The sequence below is a fragment of the Pedobacter sp. BAL39 genome (assembly GCF_000170795.1).
Taxonomy (GTDB): Bacteria; Bacteroidota; Bacteroidia; order Sphingobacteriales; family Sphingobacteriaceae; genus Pedobacter.
In genome coordinates this window covers 163,112-181,894 of sequence record NZ_ABCM01000001.1, presented here as the reverse complement: position 1 = coordinate 181,894, position 18,783 = coordinate 163,112, and the positions used below count along the sequence as shown (strand labels likewise).

The 18,783-nt window shown below is 47.2% G+C and carries 11 protein-coding genes; all 11 read left to right on the top strand.

What is annotated here, in order from left to right; genetic code table 11:
- The first annotated feature begins 47 nt into the window (after positions 1-47).
- The 11 genes from PBAL39_RS00785 to PBAL39_RS00735 all read left to right on the top strand — a co-directional run bounded on the left by PBAL39_RS00785 (position 48) and on the right by PBAL39_RS00735 (position 18,782).
- A complete protein-coding gene (locus tag PBAL39_RS00785) occupies positions 48-3,503 on the top strand; it encodes a TonB-dependent receptor (RefSeq protein WP_008237235.1) in 3,456 nt (1,151 codons plus the stop codon).
- Between the two features lie 11 nt (positions 3,504-3,514).
- Entirely contained in the window at positions 3,515-4,924 is a 1,410-nt protein-coding gene (locus PBAL39_RS00780; protein ID WP_008237234.1) for a RagB/SusD family nutrient uptake outer membrane protein, read from the top strand.
- An 8-nt stretch (positions 4,925-4,932) separates the two neighbouring features.
- Positions 4,933-7,500: a zinc-dependent metalloprotease gene (locus PBAL39_RS00775; RefSeq protein ID WP_008237233.1), complete on the top strand. Its 2,568-nt coding sequence runs from the start codon at positions 4,933-4,935 to the stop codon at positions 7,498-7,500.
- Positions 7,501-7,512: 12 nt separating this feature from the next.
- Positions 7,513-8,616 carry a TlpA disulfide reductase family protein gene (locus PBAL39_RS24455; RefSeq protein ID WP_008237232.1) on the top strand — a complete coding sequence of 368 codons (1,104 nt, stop codon included), beginning with the start codon at positions 7,513-7,515 and terminating at the stop codon, positions 8,614-8,616.
- A gap of 120 nt (positions 8,617-8,736) precedes the next feature.
- A complete protein-coding gene (locus PBAL39_RS00765) occupies positions 8,737-10,017 on the top strand; it encodes an amidohydrolase family protein (protein ID WP_157273841.1) in 1,281 nt (426 codons plus the stop codon).
- Positions 10,018-10,133: 116 nt separating this feature from the next.
- The gene (locus PBAL39_RS00760; protein WP_008237230.1) at positions 10,134-10,697 is read left to right on the top strand and encodes a Crp/Fnr family transcriptional regulator; all 564 of its coding nucleotides are present in this window, start codon (positions 10,134-10,136) and stop codon (positions 10,695-10,697) included.
- A gap of 167 nt (positions 10,698-10,864) precedes the next feature.
- Positions 10,865-11,317 carry a RidA family protein gene (locus tag PBAL39_RS00755; RefSeq protein ID WP_083801679.1) on the top strand — a complete coding sequence of 151 codons (453 nt, stop codon included), beginning with the start codon at positions 10,865-10,867 and terminating at the stop codon, positions 11,315-11,317.
- A gap of 138 nt (positions 11,318-11,455) precedes the next feature.
- Complete coding sequence (locus PBAL39_RS00750; RefSeq protein ID WP_008237228.1) at positions 11,456-12,844, top strand: sensor histidine kinase KdpD; 1,389 nt, start codon at positions 11,456-11,458, stop codon at positions 12,842-12,844.
- Positions 12,845-12,997: 153 nt separating this feature from the next.
- Entirely contained in the window at positions 12,998-15,454 is a 2,457-nt protein-coding gene (locus tag PBAL39_RS00745; protein WP_008237227.1) for a sensor histidine kinase, read from the top strand.
- 206 nt (positions 15,455-15,660) lie between these two features.
- Positions 15,661-17,664 carry a TonB-dependent siderophore receptor gene (locus PBAL39_RS00740; protein WP_008237225.1) on the top strand — a complete coding sequence of 668 codons (2,004 nt, stop codon included), beginning with the start codon at positions 15,661-15,663 and terminating at the stop codon, positions 17,662-17,664.
- Between the two features lie 23 nt (positions 17,665-17,687).
- Positions 17,688-18,782, top strand: a complete 1,095-nt coding sequence (locus PBAL39_RS00735) for a cytochrome-c peroxidase (RefSeq protein ID WP_008237215.1) — start codon at positions 17,688-17,690, stop codon at positions 18,780-18,782.
- Position 18,783 lies beyond the last annotated feature (1 nt).

Here is an 18,783-nt window from a genome sequence, read left to right as displayed (position 1 = left end):
GCTGTGAAGATTTAGAAGCCTTTTACTTTACTACTAAAACCAAACAAATGTACAATAAATTGTTCAAACGGCCAGTCTATGCAATAAACTTTGCACTGTCCAAACGACATACCAACCACGAAGTATTCGCAGCAAATGCGCTTCCCATATTCACCAAGCTTATGAAATTTTCACTGATACAGATTTTAGGTATTGTTGTGGCTGTTCAGCTGAGCTGGTCTGCTCCTGTGAATGCACAGTTGATGGAGAAAAGGGTGTCTATAGAGTTTACTAACCAAAAACTTGAAGAAGCCCTTACTGATCTGGCTTCATCGGCAAAATTCCGATTGGTCTACAACAACCAGATTAAAGAAGATAACACCAAATTCAGCGGTAAATACAATGGCATCAAAGTGAAGGAGCTGCTGGTTTATCTGCTTAAAAACAGCAACCTGACTTACGAGGTGATCAACGACCAGTTTGTGGTCATCAGGTCCAAAGGACAAAAAGAGGAATCGCCTGTAATTACGGCTCCTGTTGAGGAACCGAAGATAAGTTCCAGTCAACAGGGCTTTGTCATCTCCGGGATTGTGCTGGATGAGAATGATGAACCCATGCCAGGAGTGTCGCTGAAAGCCAAAACAGGCGGACAGGCTACTACCACCAATGCAAAGGGCCGTTTTGCCCTTGGGATTTCTGCGCCCGGTACTGTAGTGGAGTTCTCATTCATCGGATATCGTTTGTATCAAACGACCGTTAATGCAGAGATCGACCTGCAGGTAAAGATGAAACCCGACCCGGCCAAACTGGATGAAGTAGTGGTAATTGGTTACGGTACTACCACCAGAAGGACCAGCACCGGCTCTCAGGTAGGCATCACTGCAAAAGACATCGAGAAACAACCGGTTACCAATGCCTTGCAGACGCTTCAGGGCAGGATGCCGGGTGTACAGGTCACACAGACCAATGGTTTACCTGGTGCAGGGATCAATGTACAGATCCGCGGTGCCAACTCCATTGGTAAAAGTAACCGTCCTTTATACATTATTGATGGTGTGCCTTTTCTTTCTGAACCCATCAATACCGCTTCATCAAGCACTTCCGTATTGCCATCCGCAGAAGGCAATACCAGTCCGCTGAACACGATCAACCCTTCGGATATTGAAAGCCTTGAAGTGTTGAAAGATGCCGATGCTACCGCAATCTATGGATCACGTGGTGCGAACGGCGTCGTGCTCATCACTACTAAGAAAGGTGCCGCGGGTAAAACAAAGTTTAACGTAAATGCTTCCAGCGGGGCTTCTGTAGTCGGCCATTTTATTGACCTCATGAATACGGAACAATACCTGGCCCTTCGAAGGAAAGGTTTTGCAAATGGTACGACCAACCCAACAGCACCTTCGGCAACCAATGCGCCGGACCTGGTTAGCTGGGACCAGAATACAAGTACCGACTGGCAGCGCGAACTGCTGGGAGGAACAGCAAGAACGAATGATGTGACGGCAAACGTCTCAGGAGGTGATGCCAATACCAACTTTTACATGAGCGGTACTTACCACCAGGAAGGCAACGTATACCCAGGTGATCAGGGTTATAAAAGGGGAGGAGTAAATGTCAGCTTAAACCACAGTTCCATAGACAGGAAGTTTAACGTTGGATTTTCCGCCATTTACTCGACCGACAAAAACAACATCTCTTCTACTGAACTGGCAAACTATGCTTATAGCCTTGCGCCTAACTTCCCCATCTATAAAGCTGACGGATCCCTGAACTGGGTAGGCGGAAATAACCCTTATGGGTTCCTGTATCAGACGAATGATAACCGTTCAAGTAACCTGTTGGGAAGTTTAAACCTGAAGTACACCATCCTCGAAGGTCTTGACATCAAGTCTACTTTTGGATATAGCAAGACCGACATGAACCAGGTCGTATTAAGACCACTCATGTCGTTGAGCACAGCCTATACGGTACCTGTATCAGGAACGGCCAGCTATGCTTATACTTATGCGAACAACTATATCGTTGAACCTCAGATCACTTACAACCGTAAAATCTGGAAAGGATCATTGAGTGCACTATTGGGCGGCACCTACCAGTCGAAACAATCAAGACAACCATATTATACCAGTGCACAGGGATTCAGCTCTGACGATTTCCTCAGAAATGTAAGCTCGGCAACGACGGTATCTACCAGCAGTTCCTCGAGAGATTATAAATATGCCTCTGTTTTTGGACGTATAAATTATAATGTGGCAGATAAATATATCCTGAACCTTAACTTCAGAAGAGATGGTTCTTCACGTTTCGGTCCGGACAAGAAGTTCGGTAACTTCGGCTCTGTCGGCGCGGCATGGGTGTTCTCTGAAGAAAATTTCCTGAAAGATAAGTTCTCCTGGTTTAGCTTTGGTAAACTGCGCGGTAGCTACGGTGTAGTAGGAAGTGATGAAATCGGTGATTACCAATACCTGGAATCTTTTACCGCTTCAACTGCCTCCTACAATGGAGTGTCCAGCCTGAATCCAAGCAGGATTGCCAATGCAGCCTTCCAATGGGAGACAACTAAAAAACTGGAAGTAGGCCTTGAGCTGGGTTTCTTCGACGACAGGTTGTCGTTGACCGGTAATTACTATCGCAACCGCTCCGGCAACCAGCTGATCAGCTACCCGCTAAGCGCACAGACCGGTTTTACCAGCTACCAGAGCAACCTGCCTGCAACAGTGCAGAACTCAGGTGTGGAGCTGGCCATCAGCAGCACCAACATCAGAACCAAGGAGTTCACCTGGACTTCCGGATTTAACATCAGTAAAAATGCCAATAAGCTTTTGTCCTTCCCGAATATTGAAAAGACTTCCTACTACACCACTTACCTGGTGGGACGCCCAATCAGTTCGTTTTATGCTTACCAGTTTACAGGTATTGATCCCGCAACAAACCTGCCTGCCTTCACTGACTTTAATGGTGTAGGTGGAACAGCTAGTCCGACTACGGGACTTTCTGAGATTGGCCGCGGCGACCGTTATTTTGTTGGTAGTGCGTACCCAAGCTTCTTCGGCGGGTTGACCAATACGCTTACTTATAAAGGACTGACCCTTGATTTTACGTTTCAATTTGTTAAACAACGTGGCCGGAGCCTGGCTGCTGCTTCCTTTTATCCTCCTGGATACATGTACAACATGGCAACAAGTGTAGTGGATGAATACCTTGCCCTCGGATCTCAGGATTACCTGGTTACCGCTGGTACCGCAGGCACCAACGGAAGACCGGCGTATTTTGGTTATAGCAGCTGGACAGGTTCTGATGCCAATATTGTGGATGCTTCATTCATCAGGATGAAAAATGTGAACCTATCTTATGTGTTGCCCACAAAGTGGGTGTCAAAACTTCATGCTCAGCAGATCAGGGTGTTCACCCAGGCGCAAAACCTTTTCACGATCACCAATTACAAAGGTTATGATCCGGAATCCCAGGGAATCGTCACCCCACCATTGCGCACCGTTGTTGCAGGTTTACAGTTCACGTTTTAAAAAAATCAGTCATGTTAAAATCAATTGAAAAAATATTTCTGGGCTGTACAGCAATCGCAGTGATGGCCTTATCTGCCTGCGAGAAAATGGTAGCAATCGACCCACCCCTGAATGAGGTGACCAATGAGCTGGTGTTCTCCTCGGATAAACTCGCTACTAGTGCCCTATCTGGAATGTATACCGGCCTGGCACAGGCGGCCACGCAAAGTACCTATACACCAGTATACAATGCACTCTTTGCGGATGATCTCATCTACACCGGTGTCAATCCAACTTACTCCGAAGTGTATAACAATTCCTATACCTCCATCAGTACCTTTCAGGCCACCATATTCCAGGACTGGTATTCCACCATCTATCGTGCAAATTCCATCATCGAAGGACTACAAAAATATCAGGGAACGTCTGACCGTGTGAAGAAACAATTTACTGCTGAAGCAAAAGTTTTCAGGGCCTATTGTTACTTTAACCTCATCAATACCTTTGGGGATGTACCGTTGGTGCTGACCACTGATGTTACGGTGACGGCATTTCTTCCTAAAGAGACAGTGGCAAGGGTATATGAGCAGATCATCGCTGACCTGACCGCTGCAAAAGCGGACCTGCCCGCAGACTACTCTGCAACATCGGGTTCGCGGCTGGGTGTAAACCGACTGACGGCTGCGGCATTGCTGGCCAGGGTCAGTCTCTTTACCGGGAACTATGCTGCTGCGGAAAGCAATGCTACTGAGGTCATCAGCTCGGGCCTCTTCAGTATCATTCCTGCCGCCGATATGGCTACTGGCGTTTGGGTGAAAAATAATGCCGAAAGCATCTGGCAGATGTCATCGCCCATCAATGTCATCAACCAATATACTGTTGAAGCGCAAACATTCCTGCCCGCGTTTAATGCTACTCCTCAGTTTGATATCCGTGACGACCTGATCAATCTTTACAGCAACAGCGATCTGCGTCCTCAGCGATGGATGAGAGTCTATGGGGCTGGCGCTCTTGAGGTGGTGCTCCCTTACAAATATAAGTATACGACACAGGCCGATGCCGTTGCAGCAGGAGTTGCGGAATCACCTACGGTATTGCGTCTTGCTGAACAATACCTGATCCGGGCGGAGGCAAAGGCAAGAATCGGAGCAGACCTGACTGGTGCAAGGGACGACATGAACGTGATCCGTTCACGCGCAGAAACAGCAGAAAGTACCACTGCCGATCAGGCTACCCTGATCAACGAGATCCTGCTGGAAGGACGTAAGGAATTCTTCTGCGAGCAGTCACACCGCTGGTTCAACCTGAAAAGAACCGGACAGGCAGATGTGGTGCTGGAAACATTGAAAACCGGTTACAGACCAATATCGAAATTGCTGCCTATCCCAACTGCAGCAATTGACGCCAACCCTAACCTGGTACAAAACCCTGGTTACAACTAAACAGAAACATGAAAAAACACATATTCAACCCTAACACCAGGCAAAAGTGCCTGGTGTTGGCTACTGCCTTGCTTGCGATGAACGCCAGCTCCTGTAGCTTATTTAAAAAATCGAAATCGAAAACACCTGCTGCCACTGCCGCTTCGGCAAATGCAGCGAAGCTGAAAGCAGACAGTGCAAAGAGTACGATCAAGCCTTATAGTGAGGTAGTTACTTCCAAGGCTGTGACGCAAAAGGGGCTCATGACCGTCCATAAGGTAGCGGAGAAGTACTACTTCGAAATCCCTAAAACACTCTTGGGAAAAGATATACTCGTGGTCAACCGCCTGAGTGGATCTACTCCAGGTGCTGGAAACTACGGCGGTGAGGAAGTTGCTGAAAACATGATTTACTGGGAGAAAGGTCCTGATAACAAGCTGTTTTTAAGGGTTTCAGCGCTGGTGAGTGCTGCAGATTCAACAGACATGATCTCCAGGGCCGTGAAAAGCTCAAACCTGAACCCTATTATTGCGGCTTTCCCATTGAAAGCGCTAAGTAAGGACTCATCAGCAATGGTGATCGATGTGACGGAGTTTCTCCTCAGTGAGAATCCCTTGTTTGCGTTCAGCCCGGAGGATAAGAAAAGTTATGGTTTAGCTGGTCAGCTGCCAGACCGTTCTTTTATATCCAGTGTGAAAAGTTTTCCGATCAACACAGAAGTAAAATCTGTGCGTACCTATTCTTCTGCAGCAGGCTCCTTACCAGCATCCAGAGCAGCGGGAGTAGTGACACTGGAGATGAACAGCTCCTTTGTCCTGTTGCCTGAGAAACCGATGCGCATGCGTTATTTCGATCCGCGCGTAGGTTTCTTTGCAAGCGGATTTTATAAGTTTTCGGACGAACAGCAAAAGGTGAAACCAGAAGTGTTTGTGCACCGCTGGCGACTGGAAGTGAAGGATGAAGATATGGAGAAATTCAGACGCGGAGAACTGGTGGAACCTAAAAAACAGATCGTTTATTACATCGACCCTGCAACTCCTAAAAAATGGCGCCCGTACCTGATCGCCGGTATCAACGACTGGCAGAAGGCTTTTGAGCAGGCTGGTTTTAAAAATGCCATTGTAGGTAAAGAATGGCCGGAAGCAGACTCTACCATGAGCCTTGATGATGCACGCTTTTCTGTCATCCGCTACTTTGCGTCGCCGAAAGCAAATGCGTACGGCCCTAATGTCGCTGATCCTAGAACAGGTGAGATCATTGAGAGCCACATCGGCTGGTACCACAACGTGATGAGCCTGGTGCACAACTGGTATATGATCCAATGTGCGGCAGTGGATCCAAGAGCGCGTAAAAATGTATTTGATGATGAACTGATGGGGCAGCTGATCCGTTTTGTGTCTTCACATGAAATTGGTCATACCCTTGGCCTACGCCACAACATGGGGGCCAGCAGCACGGTTCCTGTGGAAAAACTACGTGACAAAGCCTGGGTGGAAGCGCATGGCCATACGCCGTCAATCATGGACTATGCACGTTTTAACTACGTGGCGCAGCCCGAAGATAACATCACTGAGAAAGGACTGTTCCCAAGGATCAACGATTATGACAAATGGGCAATTCAGTGGGGCTATCGCCCGATGCTGGACGCCAGGGATGCTGAAGCGGAACGTAAAATGTTGAATACCGTCACTAAAGACAGTCTGGCCAATAACAAACGTTTGTGGTTCGGTGGCGAAGGCAAAGATTATGATCCTCGTTCGCAAGCTGAAGATCTTGGTGATGATGCCATCAAGGCAAGTTTATATGGTATCAAAAACCTGAAACGCATTGTTCCCAACCTGATCAACTGGACAAGGGAGGATGGTGAAGATTACACCAACCTCAAAATCATGTACAAGGAAGCGGTAGGTCAGTTTGACCGTTATGCGTTCCACGTTATGAAAAATATGGGTGGGGTAATGACTACAGAGAAGACTTACGATCAACCAGGAGCGGTTTACCAGGCAGTGAGTCTGGCGAAACAAAAGGAAGCCGTGAAATACTTCAACGAGCAGGTATTTACTACGCCAAAGTGGTTACTGGATAAACAGATCCTGAATAAGATTGATCCGGGATACAGCTTCAATGATGTTCAGAAAGTACAACAGGGTGTTTTGGCAGCAGTAACCTCGCAAAGCAGGTTGTTCCGCATGATTGTGAACCAAAGGGATAATGGTCTCGGTGCTTACTCCCCAGCCGAATGGTTGAGAGATTTGAAAAAAGGCATTTTCACAGAACTTTCAACAGGTGCCGCTGCGGATGAGTACCGTAGGGCCCTGCAAAAAATGTATGTGGGCAGCATCATCACGATGTACAACAAACGTTTTGCCTTACAAGGGTCTACAGACAACATTCTGGCTTCTGTAACGCCAACTGAAGTGTTGCTGTATTCTAACGTGAAAGCACTGGCATTTGCGCATTTGAAAGAACTGCGTACAGACATTAATGCCGGCATTGCAAGAACTAAAAATCAGGATACAAAAATCCACCTGCAATACCTGAAACAGATGTTGGATAAAATTGTGGATGAATCTCCAATCCCAGGGTTAAACTATTAAAAACCAGCAAACATGGCTAAGCTACATCATACCTATAAAATGGTCATCGCAGCTGCACTGATGGTTACTTCTTCGGCATTGTCATTTAAAGCCGAAGAAGTTTCGGTGACCGGAAAGCTTAACGGTAAGGACGGTACCACCATCAGGTTGTCTTATAACTATGCAGGCAGGGATGTCATGGACTCTGTGATGCTCAAGGCAAACAGCTTTACCTTTAGGCATCATTTTCCGGAACCCGTAATCTGCACGCTCAGCAACTCGGCAAATGCACAGATTAAAATATTTGTAGCAGAGAACACAGCGATACAGGTATCGGGAAATCTGGAACAGTTTGTTGGGATGAAGATTGCCCACGCAATTCAGGATTCTATCTATCATCAGTTTAGCAATGCCAGTGGGATCCTATCAGGAAATTACCGTAAAAAGCTGAAGGAAACAGGTGGGACACTTAAGGACACCACAAATGTTGTTTACCGTAGCTATCAGCAAGCTAAGGATAGCTTGCTGCGCAGCTTTGTTGTGGAACACCGTAGTTCTACAGCCGCTGCACTGGCGATCATAGATAGTTACGTGACCAATGCCAACAGATCAAGGGCGGCAATCAGTTATGCGCTGCTGTCTGATAAAGGGAGAAAAACCGTGTATGCGAGACGCATCAAACAGTTTATCGATACCGAAAAATCCATTGCCCCTGGAAAAACGGCTCCTGATTTTGTACTGCTGGATGCAGATGGAAAAGAAGTGAGGCTGAGCGACTACAGGGGTAAGTACGTGTTGCTGGACTTTTGGGCCAGCTGGTGCCCGCCATGCAGGGCTGAACATCCCTTATTAAAAAAAATAAACCAGCAGCTGGGCGACAAGATGGTGTTCCTGGGCTTATCTATGGATGCCAGCAGCAGTGCCTGGAAGCAGGCTGTAGCGGTAGACGGACTGACATGGCAACAGGTAAATGATCCACGCTCAACGAATGGATCTGTCGCTGACAGCTACGGCGTAAAAAGCCTTCCTTTCAACTGTATTGTTGATCCTCAGGGAAAGATCGTGGCCACAAAACTTAGAGGTCAGCAACTGACCTCGTTCCTGTCGGAATTGTTTCGAATGTCACTTTCTGAATAAGGATACCAAAGTTGATAAGGACTAAACTTAGGTTAGTTTAATTAGAAAACGCAGATGGTGGATGCCTCTGCGTTTTTATTTATCATCATAAATGCAAATGTCATTAAACTAAATATCATCATGAAAAAATATACGATAGTATTGATGTGCCTGCTCGGTTTTTTCCGGGTATCCGCTACATCAAATGAACGAGGATCTGTTACATCAAATGAACCAATATCTGGTACACAAAAGGAATATGCAACAGTACCTGGAGATACTGCGTTGCTGGTATTGAAGAATGCCAGTGTGCTCGATGTGAAACGCGGTAAGTTCATCAAAGGAAAAGATGTGGTCATTGCTGATGGTAAAATCATCAGCGTCAGTGCTTCCGGAAAAATATGGAAAGCCGCAAAAGTAATGGACCTTACCGGGAAGTTCATTATTCCAGGTCTCATTGATGCGCATGTTCATCTAACCGCCAACAGGAAAAACAACATGGAAAACACTTACCGTCATCTGGAATACCTGTTAGCTCATGGCATTACTGCCGTCAGGGATGCCGGGGGTGACGGTGCTGCCCTGCATGAAGCCCAGTTGGAAATCAGGGCTGGGAAAAGGAAAGGGCCTGATGTTTACTTTTCTTCATTTATGGCGGGCGACTGGTATTACAACAGGGACATGCACATCCGGAACGAGCCATATACGCCATGGGAGCAGCTGGTGGTTCCAGGTACAAACCTGGATAGTGCCATGTCTGCGGCGAAAGCCTGCGGCGCCACGGGGCTTAAACTCTACCATTCTTTCAACAAGCATTTCCTGCCAAAGGTCGTCCAGGCCGCGAAAGCCCAGGACCTGAAAGTATGGGGACACCTGATGATGTATCCGGCAACACCACTGGAAGTCGTTGATGCAGGTGTGGAAGTGGTGTCACATGTGTATATGCTGGAAAACCTGACCACCGACAGCCTGTTTTTTAAAAGGAAAACGCCCCAGGCCTATAAAGACAGTGTCATCGCTGCATTGGACATTGATGCTTTTTGTAAAATAATGAAAAAGAAAAATGCAATCCTGGATGCCACACTTTGTGTGTCTGAAGACCGCAATCCCTGGATTTTTCCATTGCTGAAGCGGATACATGAACAGGGAGTGGCCATTGCCGCAGGAACGGATCAGATTGTTGACACTGACCGTGCTTATCCCCGTTTACTGGACGAGCTGAGCTACTTTGTTGAGAAATGCGGTTTCAGCAATGCAGATGCATTACGGGCAGCAACAATGGTCGGCGCAAGGGTCATCGGACAGGAAAAACATATAGGGGTTATTGAACCTGGTAAAAGTGCAAATCTGCTGGTACTGGAGGGGAACCCACTCCTGGATATCCATGCGCTGAAGAAAATTAACGCCGTTCTTAAGTTTTAAGCTTTTGTCCTGTTTTTGCTGTCTGCTTTGAAATGAGATGATAGATGTCTATGAAGTCTTCCCTACGCTCGTACTTTGTCATTTGAACTCCTATCTTTGCCGCATCTCAAACGTTCATGTTTCAAAAGCTAAGAGCACATATCGAACACCTGGTACCCCTCAGCGATGAGGAGTTTGAATTTGTGCGTGGTCATTTTATGATCAAAAAGTTTAAAAAACATCAGTTCCTGATTCAGGAGGGTGAAAGCGTCAAATATTCTTATTATGTGGTTTCCGGACTTCTGAAGCTTGTTTATACACAGGAGTCCGGAAAGCAACACATCATTTCTTTTGCGATGGAAGACTGGTGGGAAAGTGATTTTCTGGCTTACCTCACAAAAAGCAAAGCGACGATGTCGCTGGAATGTATTGAAGATACCGAAGTGCTCTGCCTCACATTGGAAGACTACGAAAAACTATGTTCTGGTCTGCAGAAGATGGAACATTTCTTTCTTAAAAAGGCACACTTCGGCAATATCGGAGCACAGCGGCGCATCATGTCGTTGCTGACTTCAAGTGCGAAGGGGCGGTACGACCAATTGCTGAAATCTTCTCCCGCACTGATCCAGCGTGTGCCCAAGACCCATCTGGCTGCTTATCTTGGGGTGTCCCGTGAGACGCTGAGCAGGCTGTCTTCCTGAGCAGATACCCGCCGGACTATTTCTCTTTACCAACTTCGTAACTTCCAAATCATGTGCTAAAACATGGATTCCAGTGTGACATTCCTCAATTGAAAATTGTGAGGTTTTTCACATTAAAAATCCTTTTGCAGCCTGCAACTTTGCTGTCGACAATTAACAGTAATTCGATGAGGCCGGAAAGGACAGCCAAAGTAGCCGCCGATGAAAGCCTCGTCAGCAAAAAAAACAACATGGAAAAAAGAATCATCAACCCCTGGCAGTGGCAGGATCAACGCAGTTACGTGCAGGCTGTTGAAGTCAGACAAGTGGAAAGCACACTCTATTGCGCCGGACAGGCGGCAGTGGAAGCCGATGGCACATCGAGTACCGGCAACATGAAAACACAGCTGCAACTTGCCATCCAAAACCTGGAACAGGTCATCACTGAAGCAGGTTACGAGTGTAAAAACATTGTCCGCCTGAATATCCTGACTACTTCCTCCACTGAACTTTTTACCTGCTTTGACTTGCTCCAGGAATGGGTAGCCCGACATGGCATCCAGCAAGCCAGTACCGTATGCGAAGTCACCGGGCTGTTTGAAACCTTAAAGGTGGAACTGGAAGCAACCGCAGTCAGATAAACAAATAATGATCACATTTTATCAAAGGTCTGGCGTTGCGTCAGGCCTTTATTTTTTATAATATTTTGTGTTAACTATTCTGCTTTTCGGTATTTTATCTATTTCTTTGTGAATACCAGGGGACCTATTCATCAATTCATGCCAAAATTAAACTTCAGCAGTATTAATTTTAATTCTCTTAGGAAGGGAACTAAATTTTGGCCTGAGCTGATTGGGAGTACAGCTGTATTCCCATTGGAGAGCAGGATTTTCCATTCTATTGCAATTGGCCTGATCTTCCTGGGCTGCGTTTATGTCCCTTATAACCTGTATGCCGGCTTATATGTTGGTTCTCTTTCTGCTGCAGTTTTAAGCCTGATCTTTTCCTATCAATACTACAATTCCAGATTTCTGGGCAAAACACACAGCAGCACCATCTTTGCTTTGGCGGGAGTGCTGATCTTCGGTGTTAATTATTTCACCAATTCAGGCATTCATGGCGCTACAGATCTCATCTGGCCGGCTTATCTGCTATTGGTGCTGTCCATCTCACCCTACCATCAGCACCTCAGGTGGCTGCTGATGTATGTGGGTGTGTTCCTGATCTTACACCTGGTGGAGTACTACCATCCTGAGTTGATTCAATACCCTTTCAGTGTAGGTAGAGGACAGTTCATTGACCGTGTGACGGCATTTCCAATCCCTGCTCTTGCGGTATTTATCATCATCCGGTACATCAGGAGAAGTTACGATGTGGAACGCAAAGCTACCGAAGAAAAAACACTGGCGGTACAGGTCAGCAAGGAACAGGTGCAGGTGCAGAAAGATCTGCTGGAGCAGAGCAATATCGAGAAAAATAAACTGATGTCCATCATCTCCCACGACCTGCGTACGCCTCTGATGAACATCAAAGGATATCTGGAGCTGCTCAATGAAGATGTGTTGGACAGCGCCGACCGTCCCTTTCTGGAAAAGGAATTGCTCAAGTCGACGAATAATGCCGTAGAAATGCTTTCTAACCTGTTACATTGGTCGAAATCCCAGATGGAAGGGCCTGCAGTACATCTTGTGGACGTAAACCTGCTTTCGGTGTTGAGGAGCACCCTGGAGATGGAAAAAACCCATGCACTAAAGAAAGACATCAGCCTGAGTTATACCATCCCTGATGACCTTAAGTTACTGGCAGATGTAGACATGCTGCAGCTGGTAGTGCGTAACCTGATCAGCAATGCCGTGAAGTTTACCCCACAATGCGGGCAGATTCATGTGGATGCAAAGCTGCTGGCTGAAGAATGTAAGATTACGGTGAGCGACAACGGAAATGGCATTCCTCTGGACAAATGGGATAAGATTTTCTCCATCAAAGCAGAGCCTGCCTTCGGTACCAACAACGAAAAAGGGGTGGGCCTGGGACTGGTATTGTGCAAGGAGTACATCGAGCGACAAGGCGGGCGGATCAGCTTTGAAAGTAAACCGGGTTTGGGATCCCGTTTTTATATTCACCTGCCGCTGAAATCAGAATTGATATTAAAATCAGAACTGTCATAATTTCACGATATATCGTCGGTGATGGTTGTCGTTTCGTTTTTAATTTATTGTATTTCAGTTGAATATGTTTGGGGCGGATTTTGAGCATCATCATCGCTTTCATCAGCTGAAAACTGATCGCAGCTGTAATACTTTTCAAATGACCTCTTGATCATGACCAAACTTAGGAACGCCACGGTAAGCGTTTTTTGTACGATACTACTGATTGCCTGCGGATGCGCTGCCAAGGCACAATTAGACTATAAAAATGCGCTGCCCGAGCTGCTGAACAGGTATGCCAAATCAGGAAGTGATGTTGCAGGGGTACGCCTGGCATTGACGATCAGCAATTTTTACCTCTACAACAAAAGCTACAACCGCTATGTCGACTCTGCGTTATACTATTCCAGGGCCGCAGAGAACGTGAGTAAAATGATTGGCTATCAGAAAGGAAGGGAAGATGCAGAGGTGCTGAGGGCTACTGCGCTACTGTTCCAGAAGAAATATACCGCGGTCAGGGAAATGGCTGCGGGGGCTTCAGGAGCACTGTACTGCCGGTTATATCTGCTGATGGGCAAACATTTTCTGGAGAAAGACGGTGGGGTAGCCTCAGATCTGAATTTTGCCGATTCCTGCCTGACAGCAGCCCAGTCTTATGCCAGCAGCCACCGTATGCCGGTATTGTTTTTAAACAGTAAACTCTACAGTTATCATTTGCTGGTAGAAAGGGGAACCGACCTGCGTACTGCTGATCAGCTTTTCACAAAGCTGGTCAGCCTCTGCAAGGCGCAGCGTCAACCTGCCATTGAAGCCCGTTTGTGGTTTACCAGGGCCAGCGTTGTAGGGCCCGCCGAAGCAGAAACTGCGGAGTGTTTTCTGAAAGGCGCCATGCTTGCCGCAACAGCCAAAGACACCTCACTCGCGATCTGGGCAAGGAAAGAAATTGCCGATGTGAACCTGCGGCGTGGTAAGTTTGATCTTGCCGCGGCACAGCTACAACAGGTGTTACAGCAGTATACCCGGGCAGGATACAAAAACCTGCAGTTTACCTACAACCTTTTGTCGGCGGTACTGACCCATCAGGCGAGATTTGAAAAAGCGATGCAATATGGCATTGCCGCGGTAGCCCATGCGGAGTCTACAGGCACCGACCTGAGTCTTAATTTTATGCAATACAGTCTTGCTCAATTGTGTGCTTCCATGGGGCAAAGAGAAGAAAGTATGGCCTGGTATCGCAAATGCCTGGAAAACTCAGCGCATGAACCTCACTATCCATATGGCATCTACCGTACCGTATCCCGGGAGCTGATCGATTCCGGAAAGGCTGCACTGGTACTGAAAAAACTGGAAGCGACGATGAGAGTCCATCCCCCGGATGCCTCCAACTATCTGTTTGTCCTCATGCTGAAGGGCGATTGTTACGCGGCGCTGAACCGGCCGGAGCTGGCAGAAAGGAACTACATGGAGATGATTGAGCTTACGAAACCACAAGGGAAGGAAGATTTCGGGAGTTACTGGATCTATCAGTCTGTAGCGGCCTTTTTTGTCCAGCAAAAGGAGTATAAAAAAGCCGATTATTACCTTTCAAAAGTGCTTTCCGCGCCACGGGAGATGATCTCCACCACGGCACTTGCCTCGGCTTACCAGTTTAAGTTCAAAACCGATTCCGCTGCGGGCAACTACCTCGAAGCCATTAAACATTTCCAGGCTGCTAAAGGAATCACCGATTCTGTCTTTAACCACTTGCGCCTAAAACAAACGGAAGAACTGCAGATCCAATTTAAGACAGCAGAAAAGGATAAGGAAAATCTGGTGCTCCGCAACAGGAATACGCTCCAGCGCAGTGACCTTGAGAAGGAGCTGCTGCAGAAAAAACTCATCGGCACAGGGCTGTTTGCATCGGTCATGATTACCGGCCTGATGATTTACCTTTATCGCGCAAAACAACGCAGTAATAACGACCTTCAAAACCAACAGAAGGAGATCAACGACCAGAACCAGCAGCTCAATGTCTTGCTGGGCGAGAAGGAATGGCTGATCAAAGAAATCCATCACCGGGTGAAAAATAACCTGCAGATTATCTCCAGTTTATTGAATACCCAATCTGCTTACCTCCATACAAGCGAAGCCCGCACTGCCATCCGGGACAGCCAGAACAGGATGCAGGCCATCTCTATCGTACACCATAAACTATACCAGTCCAACGACCTTTCGACCGTTAACTTTCAGGCTTATATTGAAGAGCTGGTGCACAGCATCTGCGACTCCTTCCATTCCGATAAGGGCATTCAGTTCGACTTCAACCTGGTGGAAGCCCATCTGAACACCACCGTCACGGTGCCGATCGGGCTGATGTTGAATGAGGCGATTACCAACAGCATCAAATATGCCTTTGCGGATACGGAGTTGCCACGCATCGCGATTGCCATGGTGGAAACAGAAGACGATCAGTATGAACTCAGCATCAGGGATAATGGTAAAGGGCTGCCGGAAAATTTTGATGTTGATGGCTGCAGCTCACTGGGCATCAATCTGATGGTGGGACTCAGCTCGCAGATCCAGGGTAGGTTCAGCATCTGTTCAGACCAGGGAACAGTTATCCGTATTGTTTTTCCGAAATTGATGGGCTAAACTTATTAAAGTTGATTTCTTTTTTTGCAATGCTTTGAATCTTCCAATGCTTTGAATCTTCCAAGGTTTTGGATCTTCTAATGATTTGAATCTCGTAAGGTATGGTTTGATTTTCGTTATTTCTGATGTCCTGATGTTATTAAATTTGTCTGTCAACTGATCCAACCAATGGCATCTTATTGCTGTTGTAAGCTAAATCATCATTTATGAGAAAACACTTACTCCTGTTATCCTTTTTTATTTCCTTATTATTTTCAATTGATAACCGCTCGTACGGCCAGGCCGGCGACACCAGCAAGCGGGTATTTCAACTGGGCCAGGTAAATATCCTTGGACTAAGGGATTCCTTACGTGCCAACCGGCTGAATACGACCCAGCTGAACCTGCACAACCGCTATGATGTTTCCCATGCACTGAATTTACTGCCGGGCATCACCCTGACATCAGTAGGGCCCAGGAATGAATCTGCGGTCAATGTACGGGGTTTTGACCTGCGACAAGTGCCGGTTTATTTGGATGGGGTCCCTTTATATGTTCCCTACGATGGTTACGTAGACCTTGCACGTTACAATACTTTTAACCTGTCCGAGATCCTTGTCGCAAAGGGTTATTCCTCCATGCTGTTTGGCCCGAATGCCGAAGGCGGCGCAATTAACCTGGTGAGCCGTAAGCCTGGCAATCTTTTTGAGCTGAACGCGACGGCAGGTTACCTCAGTGGCGGCTACCTACTCAATACCAATATCGGTGGGAATGCGGGTAAATTCTATTACCAGCTTTCTGCATCGCAGCTCAGCAGGGATTTTTTTCCTTTATCTGATGACTTCTCCGCGGTTGCGAATGAAGATGGTGGCCGTCGCAACAATTCGGCAAGTAAAGACCTCGACCTGAGTGGAAAGGTTGGTTTTACACCTACTGCCGCCCAGGAGTACGCGATCGGTTACAACTACCACCATGGCAGTAAAGGGAATCCTGTCTATGCCGGTACGGATGAGCAGAACAACCTCTTCAGAAACCCGCGCTACTGGAAGTGGCCCAAATGGGACACACAGGGGATATATGCGCTGAGCAACAACAAGATCAACGAAACGAATGTCATCAAAACCCGTTGGTACTACGATCGGTTTGTAAATCAACTGGACAGCTATGACAACAGCGATTATAATGCAATGACCAGGGGATATGCTTTCACCAGTCATTACGACGATTATACCCTGGGAAGCAGTATTGTTTTTGAAAATACCGACATCACCAACAACAGCTTTAGCATCGCCGGTCATTTCAAACAGGATGTGCACCGCGAAAACAATGTCGGTGAACCGGTAAGGCGCAGTGCAGATCACAACCTGTATTTTGCAATCGAAGATACTTATCACCTTACTGCAGCTTTAAAAGTGAACGGAGGAGTGTCTTACAACAACAGGAAAAGCACCCAGGCGCAGCAATACACCAACAACACGATCTCTGAGCTTCCCGCGAACAGCAACGACGCCTGGAACCTGCAGGGTTTGCTGCAGTATGACCTGAGCACAAACCATACACTGAGCTTTTCAGTGGCAAGTAAAACCAGGTTTGCCACCATCAAAGACCGCTATTCCTACCGTTTTGGAACCGCCATCCCGAATCCGGACCTGAAGGCCGAGCGTGCGCTGAATTACGACCTGAGTTATCATTCCCTGGTTGATGGAAAATTATCACTGGACGTTTCCGGCTTTTACAGCAAGCTGAACAATACCATTCAGATGGTGAACAACGTGCGTATCGACCCGGTAACCAACGTAAACCAGTCGCAGATCCAGAATGTAGGTAAAGCGGAATACTACGGTGCCGAGTTTGCAGTTGCTTATCCTGTGCTGCCGCAACTTTACGCCAACGCCAATTACACGTATATGGTCAGGAGCAACCTTTCCACAGCGGCAGTACGTTTTACCGATGTGCCTAAACACAAGGTTTTTGGATCTATAAAATATACCCCCATTTCGAAGGTTTACTTGATGGCTTCTGAGGAATACAATTCCAAACGTTACAGTACCAGTTATGGAACGGTTTCGGGCGCATTTTACCTGACCAATGTGAAAGCCAACGTCCAGCTTCCAAAAGGATTTACAGTGGAAGGGGGAGTCAACAATGTCTTTGACCGCAACTACACCCTGGTGGAGGGATATCCTGAGATGGGAAGGAATTTCTTTGCAAACCTGATCTTCAATTACTAATTTTAACAGAAGCGGTGAACTAGATGGCAGCAGCGAGAAACATCATATTTTTACTTTTCATTGGAGGACTGCTATCGTGGGTTGCCTGCGATGAGGTGCCTCTGGGGGAGTATATTTTTCGCTATCCTGCTCATTTCGGCAACCGCATCCAGGTGCCGGCCAATAACCCGACGACAAAACAGGGAGTATACCTTGGTCGCCGCCTTTTTTATGAAAGCCGGCTTTCCGCAAACAATACCATCTCCTGTGGCAGTTGTCATATGCAGGAAAAGGCATTCACAGATGGCAGGAAACTCAGCATTGGTGTCGATGGTCTTCCCACCGACCGCAATGCGATGTCGATTGCCAACCTGCTGTGGACAAGGAAATTCTTTTGGGACGGCCGTTCCGGTTCATTGGAAGATCAGGCAGTGTTCCCAATGACGAACCCTCACGAAATGGGACAGTCGCTGGTAGCCTCAGCTGCCAAATTGCAGGCTACGGAAGATTACCCCCCTCTGTTTAAAATCGTATTTGGGGAGGAGAAGGTGACAGGCCCGCGGATCGCTATGGCATTAGCACAGTTTGAACGCTCCCTGATTTCTTCAAATTCCCGGTACGACAATTACCTGCAGCACTCCGACACCCTTACCACAGCAGAGCGGAATGGGATGGTCTTGTTCAACACCGCTCCGGATCCTGGGCGCGGCCTGCGGGGTGCAAATTGCGCACATTGTCACGGTGGCCCGAAAAACTACCTGGAGCTTTTTCATAACAACGGACTGGATCTGGTGTCAAAAGACCCGGGAAGGGCCAGCCTTACCGGTCTGGACACAGACCGCGGGAGGTTCAAAGTGCCTACCTTGAGAAATATAGCCCTTACTGCTCCTTACATGCATGACGGCCGGTTTGACTCCCTGGAGGAAGTGGTGGAACACTACAGTGAGCACATTGAGCAGTCGGACGCCCTGAGCAGCTTTTTGCAAAATGAATCCAACGTCAAAGGAGCACATTCGTTAAGGCTGAGTGTGCAGGAGAAGAAGGAACTGATTGCTTTTCTGCATACCTTTACGGATACATCATTTATCAATAACCCAGAATTCTCTAATCCTTTCCTGACGACAAGAAAACTAAAATAAT

Bases quoted from the DNA above. Each gene is read 5' to 3' on its own strand.
- PBAL39_RS00735 (WP_008237215.1), top strand. From the start codon at position 17,688: ATGGCAGCAGCGAGAAACATCATATTTTTACTTTTCATTGGAGGACTG.
- PBAL39_RS00745 (WP_008237227.1), top strand. From the start codon at position 12,998: ATGACCAAACTTAGGAACGCCACGGTAAGCGTTTTTTGTACGATACTA.
- PBAL39_RS00765 (WP_157273841.1), top strand. From the start codon at position 8,737: ATGAAAAAATATACGATAGTATTGATGTGCCTGCTCGGTTTTTTCCGG.
- PBAL39_RS00775 (WP_008237233.1), top strand. From the start codon at position 4,933: ATGAAAAAACACATATTCAACCCTAACACCAGGCAAAAGTGCCTGGTG.
- PBAL39_RS00780 (WP_008237234.1), top strand. From the start codon at position 3,515: ATGTTAAAATCAATTGAAAAAATATTTCTGGGCTGTACAGCAATCGCA.
- PBAL39_RS00785 (WP_008237235.1), top strand. From the start codon at position 48: ATGTACAATAAATTGTTCAAACGGCCAGTCTATGCAATAAACTTTGCA.
- PBAL39_RS24455 (WP_008237232.1), top strand. From the start codon at position 7,513: ATGGCTAAGCTACATCATACCTATAAAATGGTCATCGCAGCTGCACTG.
- PBAL39_RS00755 (WP_083801679.1), top strand. From the start codon at position 10,865: ATGAGGCCGGAAAGGACAGCCAAAGTAGCCGCCGATGAAAGCCTCGTC.
- PBAL39_RS00760 (WP_008237230.1), top strand. From the start codon at position 10,134: ATGTTTCAAAAGCTAAGAGCACATATCGAACACCTGGTACCCCTCAGC.
- PBAL39_RS00750 (WP_008237228.1), top strand. From the start codon at position 11,456: ATGCCAAAATTAAACTTCAGCAGTATTAATTTTAATTCTCTTAGGAAG.
- PBAL39_RS00740 (WP_008237225.1), top strand. From the start codon at position 15,661: ATGAGAAAACACTTACTCCTGTTATCCTTTTTTATTTCCTTATTATTT.